This is a genomic window from Flagellimonas olearia (genome assembly GCF_009184425.1).
In the GTDB taxonomy this organism is placed as follows: domain Bacteria; phylum Bacteroidota; class Bacteroidia; order Flavobacteriales; family Flavobacteriaceae; genus Flagellimonas; species Flagellimonas olearia.
This window is the reverse complement of the sequence record NZ_WELG01000002.1, coordinates 1,163,770-1,185,577: the sequence shown is the minus strand read 5'-3', so window position 1 is coordinate 1,185,577 and position 21,808 is coordinate 1,163,770. Positions and strand designations below refer to the sequence as shown.

At 44.2% G+C, this 21,808-nt stretch carries 16 protein-coding genes and 1 tRNA gene; 8 read left to right on the top strand and 9 right to left on the bottom strand.

All coding sequences use genetic code 11. From position 1 onward, the window contains the following. Nucleotides 1–24: 24 nt before the first annotated feature. The 5 genes from F8C76_RS14710 to F8C76_RS14690 form a co-directional block, all read right to left on the bottom strand. Nucleotides 25–744 (bottom strand): tRNA1(Val) (adenine(37)-N6)-methyltransferase, encoded by a 720-nt coding sequence (locus F8C76_RS14710; protein WP_152132432.1) that lies wholly within the window; start codon nt 742–744, stop codon nt 25–27. Continuing rightward, nucleotides 737–2,167 (bottom strand): sulfatase family protein, encoded by a 1,431-nt coding sequence (locus F8C76_RS14705; protein ID WP_152132431.1) that lies wholly within the window; start codon nt 2,165–2,167, stop codon nt 737–739. Before F8C76_RS14705 ends, F8C76_RS14710 begins: the two co-directional genes overlap by 8 nt. 47 nt (nt 2,168–2,214) lie before the next feature. Next, nucleotides 2,215–2,745 (bottom strand): ribosome maturation factor RimM, encoded by a 531-nt coding sequence (gene rimM, locus F8C76_RS14700; RefSeq protein ID WP_152132430.1) that lies wholly within the window; start codon nt 2,743–2,745, stop codon nt 2,215–2,217. Nucleotides 2,746–2,755: 10 nt separating this feature from the next. Next, nucleotides 2,756–3,325, bottom strand: coding sequence for a 30S ribosomal protein S16 (locus F8C76_RS14695; protein WP_152132429.1), 570 nt, complete (start codon nt 3,323–3,325; stop codon nt 2,756–2,758). 117 nt (nt 3,326–3,442) lie between these two features. Next, nucleotides 3,443–4,867 carry a sulfatase family protein gene (locus tag F8C76_RS14690; protein ID WP_152132428.1) on the bottom strand — a complete coding sequence of 475 codons (1,425 nt, stop codon included), beginning with the start codon at nt 4,865–4,867 and terminating at the stop codon, nt 3,443–3,445. Between the two features lie 152 nt (nt 4,868–5,019). Here F8C76_RS14690 and dnaE point away from each other — a divergent pair, with 152 nt between their 5' ends. From dnaE to F8C76_RS14650, 8 genes are all read left to right on the top strand, one after another. Continuing rightward, complete coding sequence (gene dnaE / locus F8C76_RS14685) at nt 5,020–9,405, top strand: DNA polymerase III subunit alpha (protein WP_152132427.1); 4,386 nt, start codon at nt 5,020–5,022, stop codon at nt 9,403–9,405. Between the two features lie 103 nt (nt 9,406–9,508). After that, a complete protein-coding gene (gene trxA, locus F8C76_RS14680; protein ID WP_067037576.1) occupies nt 9,509–9,826 on the top strand; it encodes a thioredoxin in 318 nt (105 codons plus the stop codon). 82 nt (nt 9,827–9,908) lie between these two features. Continuing rightward, complete coding sequence (locus F8C76_RS14675; protein WP_152132426.1) at nt 9,909–10,838, top strand: DUF58 domain-containing protein; 930 nt, start codon at nt 9,909–9,911, stop codon at nt 10,836–10,838. 125 nt (nt 10,839–10,963) lie between these two features. After that, nucleotides 10,964–11,037, top strand: a tRNA-Asp gene (locus F8C76_RS14670). 108 nt (nt 11,038–11,145) lie between these two features. Then, the gene (locus tag F8C76_RS14665; protein WP_152132425.1) at nt 11,146–11,769 is read left to right on the top strand and encodes a Crp/Fnr family transcriptional regulator; all 624 of its coding nucleotides are present in this window, start codon (nt 11,146–11,148) and stop codon (nt 11,767–11,769) included. A gap of 35 nt (nt 11,770–11,804) precedes the next feature. Continuing rightward, nucleotides 11,805–12,254, top strand: a complete 450-nt coding sequence (locus tag F8C76_RS14660; protein WP_152132424.1) for a DMT family transporter — start codon at nt 11,805–11,807, stop codon at nt 12,252–12,254. Next, nucleotides 12,251–12,982, top strand: a complete 732-nt coding sequence (locus tag F8C76_RS14655; RefSeq protein ID WP_152132423.1) for a GNAT family N-acetyltransferase — start codon at nt 12,251–12,253, stop codon at nt 12,980–12,982. The genes F8C76_RS14660 and F8C76_RS14655 overlap by 4 nt, the downstream gene beginning before the upstream one ends. A 1-nt stretch (nt 12,983) precedes the next feature. Next, nucleotides 12,984–13,646: an NAD(P)H-dependent oxidoreductase gene (locus F8C76_RS14650; RefSeq protein ID WP_249042429.1), complete on the top strand. Its 663-nt coding sequence runs from the start codon at nt 12,984–12,986 to the stop codon at nt 13,644–13,646. Between the two features lie 71 nt (nt 13,647–13,717). Here the strand turns inward: F8C76_RS14650 and nagB are convergent, their stop codons facing one another. The 4 genes from nagB to F8C76_RS14630 all read right to left on the bottom strand — a co-directional run bounded on the left by nagB (nt 13,718) and on the right by F8C76_RS14630 (nt 21,740). After that, entirely contained in the window at nt 13,718–15,640 is a 1,923-nt protein-coding gene (nagB, locus tag F8C76_RS14645; RefSeq protein ID WP_152132422.1) for a glucosamine-6-phosphate deaminase, read from the bottom strand. Between the two features lie 301 nt (nt 15,641–15,941). Beyond that, nucleotides 15,942–17,633, bottom strand: a complete 1,692-nt coding sequence (locus F8C76_RS14640; RefSeq protein WP_152132421.1) for a SusD/RagB family nutrient-binding outer membrane lipoprotein — start codon at nt 17,631–17,633, stop codon at nt 15,942–15,944. 13 nt (nt 17,634–17,646) lie between these two features. Further along, nucleotides 17,647–20,763 (bottom strand): SusC/RagA family TonB-linked outer membrane protein, encoded by a 3,117-nt coding sequence (locus tag F8C76_RS14635; protein ID WP_152132420.1) that lies wholly within the window; start codon nt 20,761–20,763, stop codon nt 17,647–17,649. Nucleotides 20,764–21,320: 557 nt separating this feature from the next. Next, nucleotides 21,321–21,740 (bottom strand): glycoside hydrolase family 20 zincin-like fold domain-containing protein, encoded by a 420-nt coding sequence (locus tag F8C76_RS14630; protein WP_170284038.1) that lies wholly within the window; start codon nt 21,738–21,740, stop codon nt 21,321–21,323. Between the last annotated feature and the right edge of the window lie 68 nt (nt 21,741–21,808).

Sequence of the window (21,808 nt, the reverse complement as noted above, 5' to 3'; positions counted from 1 at the left end):
GCTGAAATTTAACAATTTAATCTATCACTGTTGCATTTTCAAATAAAATGATTTCGTCAAATCTGTATACTGCTTTGTGTATTGGTGTCGTTCGACCTCTATGATGAGCTCATCCACTAATGTGTTGGTTTCGGAGCGTCCAAATTCCATCAAACTCCTTTTGAAGTCAGTCTTTGGATTTCCCTTCACCCTAGTAATCCTATTTGGGAACAATCCAGATTCCTTGGCCATGGCAATAAACCCTTTCTCTTCCTTAAAAGGAACAATCACCGAAAAAACACCAGTATCTGAAAGAAGTTTTGCCACTCCCTCAATAAGCTCATCAAAGGGTAATGAATTGTTCTGTCGGGCTTGATCCCGTGAAGCATCCCCGCTGGAAACATTCTCCGAATAGAACGGCGGATTAGAAACAATCAGATCGTATTGGTCATCAATCTCATCCACAAATTCATCCAATCCCGCATGATAACAGAACAGCCGGTCTGACCACGCTGAGGCTTCAAAATTGGCAACACATTGTTCGTAAGCGGCCTCATCCAACTCAATGGCATCAATAAGTTCGGCAGGAGAGCGTTGTGCCATTTGCAAGGCAATCAATCCAGTCCCTGCGCCAATATCCAAGATGGAATCGGGTTGGTGCTCCAAAGAGGTCCATGCCCCAAGCAAGACACCATCCGTACCCACTTTCATGGCACAGCAGTCTTGGTGTACCGTGAATTGTTTGAATTGAAAAGGCTTACTCATTCACCCTACCCGGCTCTCGGGTTTCAGAACCCTCCTGTTCCATAAGTGAGTCTCCCAATCGTTGTCTCATATTATCTGCCAAAACCTTTATCTCAGCCACAACCTCGGGATGTGCTTCGGCCACATTGTTGGTCTCACTAACATCGTTGACTACGTCGTAGAGTTCAATTTCCTCCATATCAACATATCTGTAGTTTCCTGGTTGCCCATCTTTTCCTGGTTCCTGACCATCCATGGTCCGGTAGCGATGCGGGAAATACATTTTCCATTTACCATACCGCACCCCAAACATTTCGTTGACCCGATAGTAGAAAAAGTAGGCATCTTGCACGGGCTCTGTACGCTCACCCGTTAAAATGGACCATGCATTTTTACCATCGATTACTTGTTCTGGCAATTTGGATTCGGTGACATGGGCAATGGTGGGTAGTATATCTATGGCCATCATGGGCACATCTACTGTTCTACCCGGCTTAAGTTTTTTCGGGTATTTCATAATAAATGGCTCACGTTGTCCTCCTTCCCAAGCGGTACCCTTTCCTTCCCGGAGGGGGAGGGCACTTCCGGCATGGTTTCCATAGGAAAGCCAAGGTCCGTTGTCCGAGGTAAAGATGACCAGGGTATTCTCTTCAAGTCCATTGTCTTTGAGTGCTTGCATGATCTGGCCCACAGACCAGTCTATCTCCATAATCACATCACCATACAAACCTCTTTCCGACTTGCCCTTAAATTTTTCCGAAACGAACAAGGGTACGTGGGGTTGTGGATGCGGAACGTACAAAAAGAAAGGATTGTCCTTATTCCTTTTGATGAAATCCACACTACGCTCTGTAATCCGGGTGGTCAATTGGGATTGCTCCACCAACGTATCGATTACGGTTTCGTTTTCGTAAAGTGGCAAATCTGGAAAATTAAAAATGGTTCCCTGCTGTGGGTGATAGGGCCACATATCATTGGAATATGGAATTCCAAACCACTCATCGAACCCATGGCGTGTGGGTAAAAACTTTTTGTGATGCCCTAAATGCCATTTCCCATAAATGGCCGTTGCATAACCCTTTTCCTTCAACATTTCGGCCAAGGTGGTCTCCGTATCATTGATACCATGTGTGTTTCCAGGCCCCAATGCATTATGGATACCGATTCGATTGGGATAGCAACCCGTTAAAATTCCAGCCCTGGAAGCGGAACATACGGCTTGGGCCGCATAGTAGTTGGTCATTCTTACCCCATCTGCAGCCATTTGGTCCAGATTGGGAGTTTTGATATTAGGCGAACCAAAGACCCCAACATCTTGGTAGCCCTGATCATCGGTAAAAATCAATACTATATTGGGCGAACGCTCTTCCTCCTTGACTGGAGCCTTCTTTTCTCCACAAGAAATCAGTCCTAAAACAAGAAATACAAAGAAATATCGAAACATATCGTAAAATAAAAGGTTTCCCTAAATATAGGTGAAAACCGCAAATCTTACGAATCCAAGTACAATTCCACGAGACCTTCCGGTGTTCTCACATGGATTTCCTTCTTTTCGCGATCTACTTTCTTTATGATATCATCGGTGATGGGAATCAGGAGTTCCTTCCCATCCTTTTCAGCTTCAAACAGTTCCTGTGAAGCACTGTCATTTATGGAGACTATGGTCCCGATATTTCCATGGACCTCATCCATCAATGCAAACCCAATGACTTCGTGGAAATAAAATTTGTTCCCGGTAAGTGGTGGGAGCATTTCCAAGGGAAGGTACAGTTCCGAGCCTATGATCTTATCCGCGGTGGCCTCATCCTTTACCTCCTCAAAATCGATACGGAGCAAGTTTGATTTGTGCAACCGGCAACGGTCAATAAAAAATGGAATCAGATTGTTTCCCAATGAAACAAAAACTGATTCCATGTTTTCGTAGATTTCGGGTTCATCGGTGTCCAATTTGACCAACACCTCGCCCTTAAAACTATATTTTGAGACGACTTTGCCCAGGTAGAAGCAATCTTCCTTGCGCATCGTCTTCTTTCTATTCTTCTTCTTTGGCAGCTTCCTCAGCGGCAGGAGCCTCCTCAGCAGGAGCTTCAGCAGCAACTTCTTCTGTAGCGGCCTCAGTAGTTTCCTCGGCAGCTTCTTCAGCTACTTCCTCTTCTGGCAAAGCGGCAGCGGCTCTTTTCTCGTTGACTTCCTTCTCTGCTTCCAAAGCTTTTGCCCTGGCTTCAGCCTCAACCTTGCTCAATCCATCTTTTTTGGCTTGAACGGCAGCTTCTTTCTCTTCCAACCAAGCTTTGAACTTTTCCTCAACTTGCTCTTCAGTCAAAGCGCCTTTGCGAACACCACCCAACAAGTGGTGCTTCAACAAAACTCCTTTGTAAGAAAGAATGGCTCTGGCAGTATCGGTAGGCTGCGCACCATTTTGCAACCATTTTACAGAACCATCAATATCCAAATCGATGCTGGCAGGATTGGTGTTTGGGTTATAAGTACCCAATTTTTCCAAGAATTTACCGTCTCTTTTTGCTCTGGAATCTGCGGCAACCACCCAATAAAATGGTTTACCTTTTTTACCGTGTCTCTGAAGTCTAATTTTAACTGGCATATCACATTAATTTGTAGGGTGCCCGACCCTTGTTATTAATTCTTTTTAATCGCTTGTCTCTTAAGCGGGTGCAAATATACTTGATTTCTTTTAATGCACAATGTTTCTATGAACTTTCTATTCCCTTTCAGCCAGTTGGTCCTTGCCCCTTACCAATTTTGTTTGATGTTCACGGACCACCTCCTTGATTTGCTGGATGATGGTATCATTTCCCTCTGCAATATTGAATTGTTCAGCCGCATCATGGTTCAGATTAAAGAGCAAAGGTATTTCATGTTCTTTTCGCTCACCGAATTGCCCATAAGCCCCCTGCGTAATAAAATGCGCTTTGTAATCCCCCCATCGGGCTGCATAGAGATCAGTGCCCCGGTAATACAAAATGCTGTTCCTGGGGCTTGGGTTCTTATACAACAAGGTCGCACTCAAATCCACGCCATCCATGATTCGGTCTTTCGGAATTTCCACTCCGGCCATCTTGCTAAACGTGGTGAAGAGGTCCATCGTAGAACCTAAATCCGTGACCAATCCCGGCTTAATGTTACCTGGTCCCCAAAAAATGGTGGGTTCCCTCATTCCGCCTTCCCATGTGGTTCCTTTCCCAGCTTTTAACAAGCCGGCACTACCTCCATTCGTTTTAAAAGGCAACCAAGGACCGTTATCAGAAGTGAAGACCACGATGGTATTTTCAGCCAACCCTTCCAATTCAAGGGTCTTCAAAATTTTTCCGACACCGTCATCAATCTCTTCGACCACATCACCATACAATCCACGTTTGCTCTTGCCCATCGCTTCTTGGGAAGCGAACAAGGGAATATGGGGTAAATTATGGGCCAAATACACAAAAAATGGCTTGTCTTTATTCTCCTTGATATAAGAAATGGTCTCTTCGGTGTATCGTTTGGTAATGGTATTCTGATTGGCAGGCCTTTCTATGATTTCTGTTCCACACATCAAGGGCACATTGAAGTGTTCGGTTTTGATATCCTTATTCTGCTGATTCCAATAGCCTCCTTGGGGATAGTCCACGACCCGGTCCATGTCATTGGAATAGGGAATTCCAAAATAATAATCGAACCCATTGTTGGTGGGCAAATACCGTTCTTTATGCCCCAGATGCCATTTTCCGATACAGGCAGTGGCATACCCCGCCTTCTTTAATTGCTCAGCCAAGGTGATCTCGCTGCCGGGCAACCCATTTTTCGAATCCGGGAAGAGCACCCGGTACTTGTTGCTGGCCATCCCGCTTCTAACAGGTAGCCTTCCCGTTAATAGTGCTGCCCTGCTGGGGGTACAGACACTGGCACCCACATAAAAATTGGTCCATTTCTGTCCCTCAAAGGCCATTTGGTCCAAATGGGGCGTATGGATGGTGGGGTTTCCATATACGCTTAAATCCCCATAGCCAAGGTCATCGGCAAAAATGATAATGAAATTTGGAGGACGTTTTAAATCTTCTTGGGCATTCCCATTAAAAAAGCTTCCCCAAAAAATACAGTGAAAAGCAAGTACGATTAATCGCGATAACTTGATACCTATTCCCATTTAAAATGACTTTATTCCTTAAATATAGGGAATGCCAGTATAAAACGCGACTCCATAAATCAGTTGATAAATCCTAAAAACTACATTTTATAAAACCTTCATGTTTGTATATTTTTAGACATTGATTTTTCCACTCCGAAAACGGCGAGCACATGTACCTAATATTTGATACCGAAACCACAGGATTACCCAAGCGCTGGGACGCCCCCATAACCGATACGGACAATTGGCCAAGGTGTGTGCAGATTGCGTGGCAGCTACACGATGAAATGGGCAATGTGGTAGAGCATCAAGATTTTTTGGTGCAACCCGACGGGTTCAACATCCCCTATGAATCTGAGCAAATCCATGGTATCTCCACGGCTTTGGCGGAGCAAGAAGGAGAATCATTGGACCATGTGTTGGATGCTTTCAAAAAAGCTTTGGAACGCACCAAGTTTGTTGTGGGACAAAACGTAGGTTTCGATGTCAATATTATGGGGTGTGAATTCCATCGAAAAGGGATGGACAGCCTCTTGACCGAACTCCCCGTTCTGGACACCTGTACGGAACATACCGCGGAACTCTGTAAAATACCCGGGGGACGTGGCGGTAAATTTAAGCTGCCCACGCTTACCGAGCTTCATGAGTTCCTATTCGGGGAGCCCTTTGCCGAGGCCCACAATGCCACCGCCGACGTTGAAGCCACTACGCGATGCTTCTTGGAATTGGTTCGAAAAAAGCAGTTCACTGCCCAGGAACTGGATGTTCAACCCGACTATTTCGAGCGTTTTTCCGAGGCCAATCCACAGGAAATCCAACTCATTGGATTAAAGCACATCAACCTAAAAGCGGCATCCAAAAAAATTACAGATGCCCTTTGGGCACAAGATACCGGGGACATTTCCGAAGCGGAAATCCAAGAGAACATAGAAACCTTGGAAGATGCCCCTTTTGTGCATCTTCACAACCACTCCCAATTTTCGGTCCTCCAATCCACCATCAACATAAAAGATTTGGTGAAGGCCACCGCCAACAATGGTATGCCAGCCGTTGCCCTAACGGACCATGCCAATATGATGGGGGCATTTCATTTTGTGAAAGAAATCATGGCCCATAATAAAGGTGTCAAGGAGCGAAATGCCGAACTGGAGGAAAAAGGAGAACCTGTCACCGAAAAGGAAATCACTCCCATTGTGGGATGCGAATTTTACGTTTGCGAAGACCACACCAATAAAAATGTAAAAGACTACGGCTATCAAATTGTTTTGATGGCCAAAAACAAGGCAGGTTACCAAAATCTGGCCAAAATGTCCTCTATTGCCTACACCAATGGCTTCTATTATGTGCCCCGTATCGATAAAAAGATTGTGGAGCAGTACAAGGAAAATGTGATTGCCCTGACAGGAAACCTTTATGGCGAAGTGCCCAATAAAATCTTGAACGTTGGTGAAAAGCAGGCCGAAGAAGCCCTATTGTGGTGGAAAGAACAATTTGACGATGACCTCTACATAGAAATGATGCGCCACGGCCAGGAAGATGAAGACCGGGTGAACCAGGTTTTGGTGCAGATGGCCAAAGACCATGACATAAAGTTAGTGGCCACCAACAACACCTACTATTGTGATAAAAAAGATGCCGAGGCACACGATATCCTGCTCTGTGTAAAAGACGGTGAAAAACAGGCCACGCCCATTGGTCGAGGTCGAGGATATCGCTATGGACTGCCCAATCAAGAGTATTACTTCAAATCTTCAGATGAGATGAAGGAACTCTTCAAGGATATTCCTGAAGCTATCCTCAACATCAAAGAGATTGTGGACAAAATAACTCCCTATGACCTCGCCAGTGACATCCTTCTTCCCAAGTTTGAGATTCCAGAGGAATTCAAGGTCAAGGAAGATGAGGCAGACGGAGGAAAACGGGGTGAAAATGCCTATTTGAGGCACATTACTTATGAAGGGGCCAAGAAACGATATGGGGAAGTCACCCCTGAAATCTCGGAACGTATCGATTTTGAGCTGGCCACCATTGAAAATTCAGGATATCCGGGATATTTCCTTATTGTGGAAGACTTTATCCGTGAAGCTCGGAACATGGGGGTTTCCGTTGGACCCGGAAGGGGTTCGGCAGCAGGTTCGGTGGTGGCCTATTGCTTGACCATCACCAATATTGACCCCATTAAGTACGACCTCCTTTTTGAGCGTTTCCTGAATCCGGACAGGGTATCCATGCCCGATATTGATATCGACTTTGATGACGAGGGCCGGGGAAGGGTCATGGATTATGTGATCAACAAATATGGCTCCAATCAGGTAGCACAGATCATCACCTATGGTACCATGGCGGCCAAATCTTCCATTCGGGATACGGCACGAGTACTGGATTTACCCTTGAATGATGCCGACCGTATTGCCAAGCTTATCCCCAACATGTCCAAATTGGGTAAAATATTTGGGGTTGATGAGGCCGATTTACGTAAAAAGTTCCGATCGGATGAATTGGAAAAGGTCCATGAATTACTGAACATCTCTGAAGGGGATGATTTGGAAGGACAAACTGTGAACATGGCCCGGGTTCTCGAAGGATCCTTGCGAAACACCGGAATCCACGCTTGCGGTGTCATTATCACTCCGGACGACATTACCAACTTCGTTCCCGTATCCGTCGCTAAAGATTCTGACCTGTATGTAACCCAATTTGACAACTCCGTTGTAGAAAGTGCCGGACTCCTAAAGATGGACTTCTTGGGATTGAAGACACTGACACTCATCAAGGATACGGTAAAAATCGTAAAGGCACGGACCGGAGTGGATTTGATTCCCGATGATTTTCCGTTGGACGATGAGAAAACGTATGAGCTTTTCCAACGTGGCGATACGGTAGGGATATTTCAATACGAATCGCCCGGGATGCAAAAACACATGAAAAACCTGAAACCCACGGTTTTTGATGACCTTATCGCCATGAATGCCCTGTATCGTCCGGGACCCATGGAATATATCCCCAGCTTTATTGCACGTAAGCATGGGGACGAAGAAATCACCTATGATCTTCCCGAAATGGAGGAATACTTACAGGAAACCTACGGTATTACAGTATACCAAGAGCAGGTGATGCTACTTTCCCAAAAGCTGGCCGGTTTCTCCAAGGGTGATGCGGATGTACTGCGTAAAGCAATGGGTAAAAAGATTTTTGCCCTACTACAAAAATTGAAACCCCAATTCTTGGATGGTGGTGAGAAAAATGGGCACCCCCGTGATGTTCTGGAAAAAATTTGGAAGGATTGGGAAGCATTTGCCTCCTACGCGTTCAACAAGAGCCACTCCACCTGTTATGCCTACATCGCATATCAAACGGCCTATTTAAAGGCCCACTACCCTGCCGAATACATGGCCGCCGTGCTGTCCAACAACATGAACGACATTAAGCAGGTCACCTTCTTTATGGAAGAATGTAAGCGTATGGGCTTGGAGGTTTTAGGGCCGGATGTCAACGAATCCTACTACAAATTCGCCGTAAACAAGGACAATGCCGTTCGCTTTGGCATGGGTGCCATTAAAGGCGTGGGGCGTTCCGCAGTGGAAACCATTGTCGAGCAGAGAAAGGAAGGTGGGGCCTATAAATCTGTATTTGATTTGGCCAAGCGGGTCGATTTGAGAGCCGCCAACAAAAAGGCTTTCGAAAACTTGGCTTTGGCCGGTGGGTTTGATTCGTTCGGGGATACTCACCGGGCACAATATTTCCATCATGAAGGGGACGAGGTCACCTTTTTGGAAAAAGCCGTCAAGTATGGGGCAAAATTCCAAGAGAATGAAAACTCTTCCCAAGTGAGCCTTTTTGGAGATGCCAGTGAGGTGCAGATTCCAGAACCCGTGGTACCTCCCTGCGAGGACTGGGGCACCATGGAAAAACTGCGTAGGGAAAAAGAAGTGGTGGGCATCTACATTTCTGGTCATCCTTTGGATGATTTCAAAAAAGAGATCACAGCTTTTTGCAATAGCAGCGTATCCGCATTCACCAACTTGGAGGACTACGTAAACCGAGAACTCTCGGTGGCGGGAGTCATTACGGATGTGCAGCACCGTGTATCCAAAAACGGAAAAGGTTGGGGCCTCTTTACCCTTGAAGACTATACCGATTCCCATGAGTTCCGGATTTTTGGGGAAGAATATCTCAAATTCCGCCATTTTTTAATGATCAACTCCTTTGTCTACATCAAAGCGTTTGTCCGTGAAGGATGGGTAAACCGGGAAACCGGAAAAAAAGGGGAACCCCGTTTGCAGTTCAATGACTTTAAACAATTGCAGGATGTCATGGATGCCTATGCCAGAAAACTCACCATAAAACTGGACATAGCCCGTTTGCAGGAAAACAGGATCCAGGCCCTGAAAGACACCCTTCGTTCCCATCAGGGTGACCACCCCCTGAATTTTGTGGTCTACGAGATGCAGGATGAGATAAAGTTGAACCTATCCAGCAGAAAACAGAAGGTAAAGATCAACAGTGAGCTTTTGGCCGCCCTAGAGGAAAATGACATCCATTACAAGTTAAATTAACGCCATAGCTTATGCTGATGGCACAATAATTAAAACGAATACTTTGACGGTAAGGATGATGCACAATATTTGACTAACTTTGCGAAACAATAAAACAAATGAGATGGCACTAGAAATAACAGATGCAACTTTTGACGAAGTAGTTTTGAAAAGCGACAAACCTGTCGTAGTGGATTTTTGGGCAGCTTGGTGCGGCCCTTGTAGAATGGTCGGACCGATCATCGAGGAGGTAAGTCAAGAATATGAAGGAAAGGCTGTAGTAGGAAAGGTTGACGTTGATGCCAACCAGCAATTTGCCGCCAAATACGGTGTACGTAACATTCCTACCGTTTTGGTATTTAAAAATGGTGAAATCGTGAACCGTCAGGTAGGTGTATCTCCCAAAAAAGTATACACAGACGCCATTGATGCGGCACTGTAAAACAATATTCCTATTTGGATTTTAGAAAAGGTTTGGCAAATGCCAAGCCTTTTTTGTTTTATATTGAGATCAGAATCTGTTTATGAACATCCGATCAGAACTTCATAAGGCACCCCTTTTTAAAAACCTTGAGCTTTTGGCCAATCAAATTGTTGAGGGTTTTATCAGTGGTATTCACAAAAGTCCTTTCCATGGGTTTTCCGCTGAATTTGCCGAGCACAAAATCTATAACCCTGGGGAGAGTACCAAACATTTGGACTGGAAGCTTTTTGCCCGGACGGACCGCCTTTACACCAAGCGATATGAGGACGAGACCAATCTCCGGTGCCACATGATCTTGGACAACTCGGCCTCCATGTACTATCCAGAGGTAAAAAACCCATCCATTGACAATCTCAATAAAATAGGTTTTGGTGTTCTGTCCATCGCCGCTTTAATGCAAATCTTAAAAAAACAGCGTGATGCCGTAGGGCTGAGTATCTACTCGGACACCTATAATTTTTACGCGAACGAGAAAAGCAGTGAACGTCATTTTCAGATGCTGTACTCCAAATTAAACGAGGTTTCCGTAACCAAGGAGAAATCCGAGATAACCAAGACCTATACCTTTCTGCATCAAATTGCTGAAAAAATGCATCGTCGCAGTCTTATTTTTCTGTTTTCGGATATGTTCCAGACCGAGATCGAGGAAGAGAAGCTGTTTGAAGCACTCCGCCATATAAAATACAACAAACACGCCGTGGTCCTTTTTCACCTTTTGGATCAGGAACATGAAATGAACTTTAATTTTGAGAATACCCCCAAACGCTTTGTGGATGTGGAAACCGGAACCCATATAGACCTCTATGCGGAGAACATCAAAAAAAGATATACCCAGGAAGTAGAAAATTACACCAATGCCCTACGGTTGAAGTGCGCCCAATACAAGATTAAGTATGTGGGCGTGGATGTCCGTTCCAATGTATCCCAAGTACTGAACACCTTCATGGTGGAACGACAAAAATTTGTTTAGCCATTATTTTTAAAAAATGTTTTGTTGAATACGAAATGAGAATGTATATTTGCACTCGCTTTAAAAAAGCAAATGAACAAGATTTGAATCTGACTGTTGTCAGAGTCTAATAAGATAAAATCATTGGTCTGGTAGTTCAGTTGGTTAGAATACCTGCCTGTCACGCAGGGGGTCGCGGGTTCGAGTCCCGTCCAGACCGCAAAAAGCTCCGATTTTTCGGGGCTTTTTTGGTTTTTAACATCCTGTAAATCCCTTCCTTTCCTTTTTCTGGAAGAAAACTGTACCTTGATTCCCTATTAAGGCCCAAATGGAGAATAATCCAATAGAAACGTATAGGGAATTTATCACAGACGTGTTCAATCGATACAGCTCCGTCAGTGATACATCCATTTCCTTGTTGATTTCAATGGGCAGAATCCAGCATTTGGACAAAGGCTCCACATTGCTTTCCATTGGGGAAACGTCAAGACATATCCATATTCTGCAGCAAGGAGCCATTGTTTCCTATTACCTGAGCAAGGATGGCGACATATACCACAAGAATATTTTCTTGGAGGGCCATGTAGTGGGCTCCATGGTCTCTGCCCTAAAAAACGAGCCGTCCCACTTCGCACTTAAAGTAGTTGAAAAAGCAGTCCTTATCAGTTTTGATTACAATAAATATAGAGCGCTGATCGATTCCCAACAGGACCTCAAGAATTTTTACATTTCCTACCTTGAAAAGAATTGGGTCATTGATAAGGAAAAAAGGGAGGTTGAAATTGTGCTACGGGAGGCCAAGGAGCGTTATCTTGATTTCATCAGCCTTCATCCCAATATTGAAGCTCGGATTCCGCTACAATTCATTGCTTCCCATTTGGGCATTACCCCTACCCAATTGAGCCGTATCCGAAAAAAAATCAAAGAAAAAAGCCCCAATCAACATATGTAAAGACAAAAGTCGATTACCCTACGGACCTTTGTCCCATGAAATTAGTTGTACTTTATATTTTAGCTTTCACAGGAGGTGTTTTCCTTGCCGTTCAGGCCGGTTTCAACACCCAATTGGGTGCTTTGACCAAACATCCCGTGGTGGCAGTGGTATCTACCTCCATTGCGAGTGCCATTTTTGGGAGCTGTTTTATATTTTTTACAAACAAAGGGGAAGTATCGGCCCAAATAGTATATGAAGTACCCTGGTATTTATGGTTTGTAGGCGGATTGTTCAGTATGATAGGCATTTCACTTTATTTCTATACCATTCCCAAATTGGGAATTTCAAAAATGATTGCCTTGGGACTATGCGGACAACTGCTCTTTTCCCTCTTGGCAGGTAAATTTGGCTGGTTGAATCTCCCCATTGAACCTCTTACCCCTAGAAAATTAATCGGCGTTGGCGCCCTAATCACTGGAATATTTTTAATCAATTCAAAATGAACACCACAGTATTAAATATTGAAAACTTGACCCAATTGTGGAGCATCGCAGGGGAAACGTTTCATGGTCATAAAAATCATGAGGGTATTCATACCTCAACCATAGAAAATTCACAGTGGCCCAATCGGATTTGGACCGATGCTGTCCTTTCCGAAAAATCGCTGCAAAAAATCAAGGCTCAAATGGAGCGCAACAAAGGCATGACCTTTTCACACTTCAATTTGAATTCAACAAAGAATTCATCAATAGCTGAAGCGGGCTTTTCCCTTAAATCCTTACAGTATGGAATGAGTCTTTCTCTCGAAGGCAAGTTTGAAACCCAGAAAAGCATTGAATTTGTCCGTGTAACCCAAGATTTGGAGGCAGAAACATGGAGCAGCACATTTTATCGGGCCTTCCATTATAGGATAAGTCCGGAAACCCCCTTAAAAACCGCAAGCAAGATTCCCTATTTCTTGGTGTATTACAAAAAACAACTGGTTGGCACCGTGATTATGTACACTACCGGAAAAACCTTGGGTGTACATGCCCTGGGCATTGACCCTGAACAACGCAAGCAAGGCTATGCTACCGAAATCATGCATCATGTTTTAAATAAGGGCATAGACCAAGGAGCATCAATGGCAACTTTACAGGCCTCGGAAATGGCCAAGAATATGTATCTAAAAATGGGGTTCACCCATGATTTTTTAATGGAAAACTACCAATTGAAAACACAAAACATCTGATATGCAATCTAGTACAATACCTAAAACCACAGGAATGGAATTCATCCAAAAACAGGAATGGCGGTATGCCACCAAAAAGTTCGACTCTGATCAAAAAGTGTCCGATGAAAACCTTGAAATCATAAAACGTGCCGTGCAGCTATCCACATCTTCATATGGACTGCAACTGTACAAAGTATTGATCATAGAAGATCGGGAGACCCGCGAAAAATTATTGCCCGCATCATGGAACCAAAGTCAGATCGTGGACGCCTCACACCTATTTGTTTTCTGTAATTATGCTGAAGTGAAACCACATCATATTGATCAATATATTGATCTTACGGCGAAAGCAAGACAACTCAACGTGGAAGACCTGAAAGGCTATGGGGATTTCATGAAGTTGAAAATTGGGGCACAATCCAAAGAAACCCAAGCTTCTTGGACCAAACATCAAACCTACTTGGCCTTGGGCAATTTGTTGGCCGTTTGTGCCGACCTACAAATTGACGCCTGCCCCATGGAAGGCTTTGAAGCCAAAAAATACAATGAGATATTAGGGTTGACCGAAAAAGGCCTGAATGCATCCCTAGTGGCCCCTATTGGTTATAGAAGTCCCGATGACAAAACCCAAAACCAACCGAAAGTCAGAAAGCCTTTGGAACTTTTGTTTGAAAGCATCTAAAGCTGAAATGGCAAAAATCAAAAGGCCCCCAACTTTGTTGGGGGCCTTTTGATATAAAGAAATTCTTGTTTTTAGTAGTGATATCTCACAAAGGCTTCCATGGCCGCATAGCTTGCCAAGCCCAGGGCCTGGTATTTTTGTGCGGTCTCTTTATTCCTGTCCTCGGCCCTTACCCAGAATTCCCTGAGGTCCTCTCCTTGGAACATTACCCCGTCCTTTTGGGTTTGGTGATAAAAAATAGCCTTTCGTTTTCTGAGCACCTGTGCCGGACTCATGGGAACCGCCATTTCTATCTCGTGGATCTCCCACTCATGCCAAGCTCCCCTGTACAACCATACCCAACAATCATCCATGAAAGGTTTGGCCTTCAATTCCTTTAAGGAAGCGAACAAGGCCTCCAAACATACACGGTGCGTGCCGTGTGGATCGGCCAAATCTCCTGCTGCATAAATTTGATGGGGCTTAATCTCCTCAATGATATCATTCATGATCTTGATGTCATCCTCTCCCAAAGGCTTCTTACGGATAGCCCCTGTTTCATAGAATGGCAGGTCCAAAAAGTGCACTTGGCTGTCAGGAATCCCCATGTAACGGGTAGCCCCGTAGCTTTCACTCCTCCTGATGTTTCCTTTGATCTTTCTTACCAATTCCGAATCAAAATCTTCCTCGGTTTTTCCATTAAGGTCCTCGATTACTTTTGAGAATATATCTGTCTTTGTGATGGAGTTGGCCACCTCGGCTATCTTCAAAGCCTCATGGTCCGCCACAGCGATGTTCCCTGAAGTTTGATAAACGATATGTACTTCATGTCCTTGGGAAACCAATCGATCAAAAGTACCTCCCATAGATATTACATCGTCATCTGGGTGTGGACTGAAGATAATCACACGTTTCTTTTCGGGCGTGGCACGCTCGGGACGGTTGGTATCGTCCGCATTGGGCTTCCCACCCGGCCATCCGGTAATGGTATGCTGCAAGCGATTGAACGTCCTGATATTGATTTCATATGAGGATTGCTCCGTACTCAACAGATCGGACATTCCTGAATCGTTATAATCCTTGTCCGTCAATTGCAATACAGGCTTCTCTTTTTGCAAACTTAGCCAAACCACAGCTTTGTGGGTAAGATCTTGGGTCCAGTCGCAAGTGCGCACCAACCAAGGCGTATCAATACGGGTAAGGTGGGCAGCAGCTTCTTTATCCAACACAAAGGTAGCATTGGAATGTTCCTGAAGATAGGTAGCGGGCACCTCTGGGCTTATTTCCCCTTCAATGGTATCCCTTACAATTTCAGATTTGTTCTGGCCCCAAGCCAAAAGAACGATCCGTTTTGCCTTTCTAATGGTACCTATCCCCATGGTAACGGCCTTTCTAGGCACATTTTCCAGTCCTTTGAACGCGGGGGCCGCATCCACTCGGGTAATATGATCCAAAGTAATGTCCCTGGTAGCAGAATTAAAGTGCGAGCCTGGTTCATTGAAACCAATGTGTCCTGTACGGCCTATCCCCAATAATTGAAAGTCCAATCCTCCAGCCTTCTCAATCTGGCTTTCGTAGCTGCGACAATATTTTTGAAGTTTATCGGATGGTACGGTACCATCAGGTATATTCACATTAGCGGGATCAATATCAATATGATCGAACAAATGCTGGTGCATGAAGTAATGGTAGCTTTGGATATTGTTCCGCTCCATGGGATAGTACTCATCCAAATTGAAGGTGACCACGTTCTTGAAACTAAGCCCTTCTTCCTTGTGCATGCGCACCAACTCTTCATATACTTTAATGGGTGATGATCCCGTTGCCAATCCCAATACACATTTCTTTCCAGCCTCCTGCTTTTTCCGAATCAGCTTTGCAATTTCCTTGGCCACTTCCAATGACCCTGTCTTGGAATCATTGAAAATAACATTGTGGATTTTTTCAAAGCGTGTGTCTTCAAATTGGCCCGCAGGTTGATACTGAATTGATTTTGGTTCTATGGCTACTTCCATAACAGTTGCTTATATTGTTAATTGACAAAGATACTTCAATTTTTCACCAAGTCCTTATTTAATGGAATGGAATAGGTTATGATAACGCTATCTTTTTAACACATTTGTTGCATTCCAGATTTCAATTCCCCAATCATTGGACAAAATGGGAATCTGCAAACCTGTCATTCCACACAGGTGTCCTACCTCTACAAAAAAGCGAAGGAAGAGAAAACCTCTTCCTTCGCCCAAAATTAACTATTAAATAAAACTAACTCAAACTATGAGAAATCCTTTAATGGACCACTTCACATCATTTGGTTTATTGTGCGAACCACAAGGTGGTTCCTTGCATGTCGTCTCCTTGCGCTGGCGCAACTGCAGAGAAATTAGGGTTATCCTGAGCCCCTGAACCATAGCGTAAACGTTGTGGGTAATCCCCGTTCAGTGTACCCAAGGCAAAAATGGTCTGGTCGGACACACCTCCAGCCAATTCAGAAGGATAGCCGGTATCACGAACAACGGCCCAAGCTTCAAAACCATCGGTATAGCTTACCAACCATCTTTGGTGGGCAATTTTCTCAAGTTTCTCATCCAAGGTACCTACTGTGATATCCGCAGCAGCTTCATTAGTGATATATATATCCGCATCACCATCGGAAATTCCCCATAGGGTCATGGCCTCCTTGATTCCTTTGGCGAACAGATCCTGAGCATCCCCTGTGGCTCCTTGAAGTCCTTTCAAGACCGCTTCGGCCTGCAAGAAATAGGCTTCTGCACTGGTAAGGATGATTTCAGGATACCCATCCACCTGCGAAGAAGTTTTTTGTTGGATCACTGCCTCACTAGGGATACTGAACAAATCATATCTAACATAGGGATAAGTATCCCCATTGATTCGGGATGGTTGCCCTACATACTGACCAGCCGGCATTTCAACAATGGTGGTATCGCCAGACATTGATGTAGTGTAATCCGCTCCGGCAGCATCCAAGGCCCCGATGATAAAATCCACCCTTTCCTGATAACTCGGGTCAGGGGTTTCCGGATTATCCACAAACTTAAAGGTACCTCCCTTGGCAGGCTGCACATAAGCAGCCAATCTAGGATCATTATTATCCTGTAGCAAGTTCACCAAAGTGCCGCTCACCGTCCAATCGGAACCTGTTCCGAAGTTGTACCAAACGTCACCATAAGCAGCTGCGGCCCATTGACTGATCACAAAATCCTTGTTCATGACAACACTACCCGTAGTATCATCCAATAGTGGAGCACTAAGGGCTTCATTGATTGCAGATGCTGCAAAATCATCACCAGGAGCACCTAAAGCCCTCATTCCTATTCTAAGCTTTAGTGTATTGGCCAAACGCTTCCATTTCTGTAGATCTCCACCACAGTATACATCATTTTCACCGGCATCATCCACACCAAGACCGGTACGTTCCGCTGAACCAATGATGGCCATAGCCTCATCCAATTCGGCAATCACACCTTTATAAATGGTCTTTTGATCATCGTACTTTGGCGTTAAAATACCTTCAACACCAGCTTCTGTATAAGGAACCATCCCGAAAGTTTCGGTATACATTTGGTAATACAATCCCTTGATGATCAAAGCCATGGCATACATGTACTCATTCTCAAGTTCTCCACCTTCCTTAACAAAGTCGGTGAATCCTTTTATGTTCCCCAAGTAACCGGCCAACCAACCATAAGCGGCATCGGTGTATCCCGCATTATAGGTATAGCCCAAGTCATCGGCCCACCAACTACCATTAAATCCAAATGTGAAGTGACCGGCATATCTATCCGCATGGATCAAATGTGCCCTCCAATAAGGAAAACGGTCTGGAGAATACAATTTGTACTGGGTATCCGTCAAAAAGAACTTGGCACTCACCTCTGTGGAGAGAAATCCATTTTGATCGGTATTCATCTCGTCAAAATTTTTCGTACAGGACAGTATTGTGACCATACTCAGAAGGCCAAATACCATAAATTTCATTTTTTTCATCGTAGCAAATTTTTTAAAAGTTTACATTTAATGTAAGTCCAAAGCTTCTTGTTGTAGGAAGTGCATAGAACAACACCCCTTGACCAAGGTTGGAAGTGGAATAGCTTGACTCAGGATCAAAGTTATCCACGTTCTTATAGATGAACAACAAGTTTCTTCCCACTGCACTCAATGAAGCACCTTTGATAAAGGTCTTTTCCAATATCTTTTTAGGGAAGCTATAGGTAAGGCTCACCTCACGCAATCTCACATTGGTTTGATCGTATACGTACTCGGAACCAATATTGCTAACCGCACCCCAGTAATCTTGGGCGCTGATGGTAGTTGTATTGGGAGTATAGGTACCATCTCCGTTGTCTATGACACCATCTACAAGAATCCCTCCTTCTCTATACTGAAGAGATCTTTCGGAAACCCCTGCAGCATCCAAACCAGCATCCGTAGCTGAGTACACTTCACCACCGATCCTAAAATCGATCAAGGAGTTAAGGGTAAAGTTTTTGTAGCGGAAGGTATTGGTAAAACCACCCGCAGCGTCGGGCTGGTAGTTCCCAAATTTTTCTCTTTCCGAAGTAGCCACAGGTCTACCTTCAGCGGTAACGATCAACTGTCCGGCATCATTTCTTGCCCAAGTAGTTGCCTCAATATCCCCATATCCAGCACCTACTCTAGCTACCGTGGAAACCACTCCTGAGTTACTGCTACTGAACTGGAAAAGATCCTGTCCTTCGATCAAGCTTATCAACTTGTTTTCGTTACGGGAAATATTGGCAGAAACATCCCATGAGAAATTTTCTGTTTGAATGGGTGTTCCCCCGATAAGTATCTCAAAACCTTTGTTACTGATTTCCCCTACATTGGTTCTGAAATCATCAAATCCAGTCCCTGGATCCAATGGCACATCAAAGATCAAATCCTTGGAACTGATGTCATAATACGATGCATCCACAAAGAATCTATTGTTGAAAGCCCTGAACTCCACTCCAAATTCTGTGGATGTAACATCCTCAGGACGAAGACTCTCGCTAAACAAGGTTTTTTCCCTGCTCACGGTAACATTGTCCAAGAATCCGTTGGCTGCAATCCTGAACAGGTTCACCAACTGCTGTGGATCGGTGTCGTTACCCACATTGGCAATACTACCTCTCAACTTCAATAGGTTCACCTTGCTTCCCAAATCAAAAGCTTCGTTCAACAGCACACTCAAACTGGCAGAACTGTAAAAATAAGAACGGTTTTCGGCCGCCAAGGCAGAAGACCAGTCATTTCTACCGGTAACATCCAAATAAATGGTGTTGTCATACGCCAAGGAAAGTGCTCCATACGCAGAGTTGATGCTCTTTTTGATAAGGGCACTCTGGCTAGCGAACAATTCCTCTGTATTGTCCAAGAAAGGTCTTCCAGGGATTTTGATATTCTCTCCCCTTGCGCTTGAACGAATGTTAGACAAGCGTAATGCATTTGCACCAACATTGGCATTAAGGTTGAACTTATCCCCCAAGTCCTTGTTGAACATCAACAAGAAATCATAGTTGGTCTCAGTTCTATCGTTCTTACCGTAATTTACCCTTCCTGAAGGGAAGAAATGGTGTCCTGTTCTGGTAACGGACTCGGTATCTTGTGTAATCGCATCGGTACCTACCCTTACAAAAGCAGACAACCAATCGGTAAACTCGTATTGCAATTTGGCAAAACCAGTAATTCTGGAACGTCTATCCTGATTGGAATCATGTTGTAGAATCCAGTATGGGTTACCTCCAGATGATGTAGGGGCGATTACCCGATATGGATCACTTGGATCAATTGGATTGTCCAAATCTTGATAAATCTTAAGATCGTTGGTGCGAACGTTCCTTGCCAAAGGCCATAGGTAGGCCATAACCCCTTCCGTACCTTGTGTTGGTCTGTTATTGGCTGTTTGCAAGAAGTAGGTAACCCTTGCATCCAAGCTCAACTTGTCAGACAAATTGGTGAAGGCACGCAAGTTAAAGTTGTCCCTATCCACTCCAGAGTTGGGCAAAATGGACTCTAAATCAGAGTTGGTATACGAGAAACGAACCGAAGTATTCTCATTTCCTGAGCTCAATGCCACAGTATTTATAAAGCTTGTCCCAGTCTCAAAGAAGTCTTCAACATTGTTAGGCTGAGCCTCATACGCCCTCATCTGGCCATTGTAGGCCAATTGTTGGCTTCCATCAAAGCGTGGACCCCAAGAACTGGTACTTCTTACCGTGTTCACTTGGTTGGCCAATGGAGCTCCTGTATCCACTTGTGGAAAGAGACCATCGGTTCCTCGCCCATATTGATTTTGGAATTTAGGCAGGATAAACGGACTTTCAAAAGTGGCACTTGAGGTAAGGGAAATACCCAATCCGGTATCCAATTTTCCTTTTTTGGTGGTAATGATCACCACACCGTTACTTGCCCTTGCCCCGTACAAAGCGGCAGCATTGGGACCTTTAAGTACGGAAATTGACTCAATGTCGTCTGGGTTGATATCCGAAACACCAGTACCCAAATCCGGAACACTGTATTCACCAGCCCCAGCAGTACTTAAACCACTGTTGTCAATTGGCACACCATCCACAACATATAGTGGCTGGTTGTTCCCTGTAATGGAATTGTTACCCCGAATAACCACACGGGTACCACCACCAGGACCAGAAGTGGTCTTGGAAACCACGACCCCGGCAACTTTACCTGCAAGAGAGTTCACCACGTTTGGCTCTTTTACCAAAGACACCTCATCGCCCTGAACTTCCGTTACCGCATAACCCAATGATTTTTTCTCCCTACTGATACCAAGGGCAGTAACCACAACTTCTCCCAGTTGCTCTGCATCCTCCTGCATTGTTAGGTTGATGGTCGATCGTCCATTGATCGAAACTTCGATGGTTCTCATCCCCAAAGATGAAAACACCAAGGTAGCACTACCATCAGCTACGGTGATGCTGTAATTTCCATCAAAATCGGATGACACACCATTACTGGTTCCTTTTTCAACAATGTTGACTCCAGGAAGCGGAACACCCGCTTCATCAGAAACCGTTCCGGTAATTGTTTGCGCCATAATCCCCTGTATAGAGAGCAACGCCGCAAAAACAAACACATACTTTAGTTTTTGAATCATGTTAGTTTTTTTGTTTTGATTGTTAGATTAAAGTCGAGTTTACATTAACTAAAAGTTAACATAAGGGGTGAAAATCCCTAATACTTGAAGATTCCTGAAAAAATTTCGACCAACAACGGAGGTGAAAAGCCGAAGAGCATTTTTGTTTCTTAAAATGACAAATAGGCGGCATAAAAAAAACATAAGCCACAAAATAGCATAGGTTATATTGTGTTTTCCTTAATTTTTAAAGGGAATTTAACAGAAGAAAAGATTTTGAAATACATTATTTTTCAGTTAGTTACATTCAATCTCTCAGATTTTTGGAAGGTGAAAGCTATTTTCACAAAACAAAACTGGTCGGAACAAAAATGCACCGACCAGTGTTTAGGCAATTAACTAAAACTAAAGTATTCATACTGATTACTCCTTGAATATGGAATAAAAGTACTTTTTACTGAAAATTTTTAGACCAATGACTCCGCTTGATAGCTTAACATCAAGGAGCTATGAACAAACAACCGCAAACTTAAGCCCGCACCTTAGGTTTTAGCCCTAAAAACATCTTTGGATTTTGATCAAATCTTGGTATAACCTTCCTTGACTTCCATGACAGGTACTTTCCAAGTCATTTCCTCCTCTTCTTCAACTCTATTGGAAAGCAATTGCGCCAAATCTTCCTGTGCCCTCACCAACCCTTCGCCGGATGAAGATTCCACGACAATGCAGTTGGACGTAACCGACAACAGGTACGCACCTTCTTCCAAGCTAGGATTTATTTTAAGCCAAATATAATTTTGCTTTGGCCTATGCGCCTCCACTTTTAATTCCCAGCCCGCTGCTTTTTGAAATAAGGATTTCAGCACCAGCGAGGATGTATCCCTAACTCCAAATCCTTCGTCAAGAACATAGCGCGTATCCGCGGTAAACTCAAAATATTGCCCATTGCCATCAATCTCGCCATGCACCGCACTTGGCGGCGCCCCTATGTTGTCCAAGCAAGATAATGTTGACAACGACAGGGCAACTACTAAAACCATGACAATAGGCATCCTCATTTGGTGTT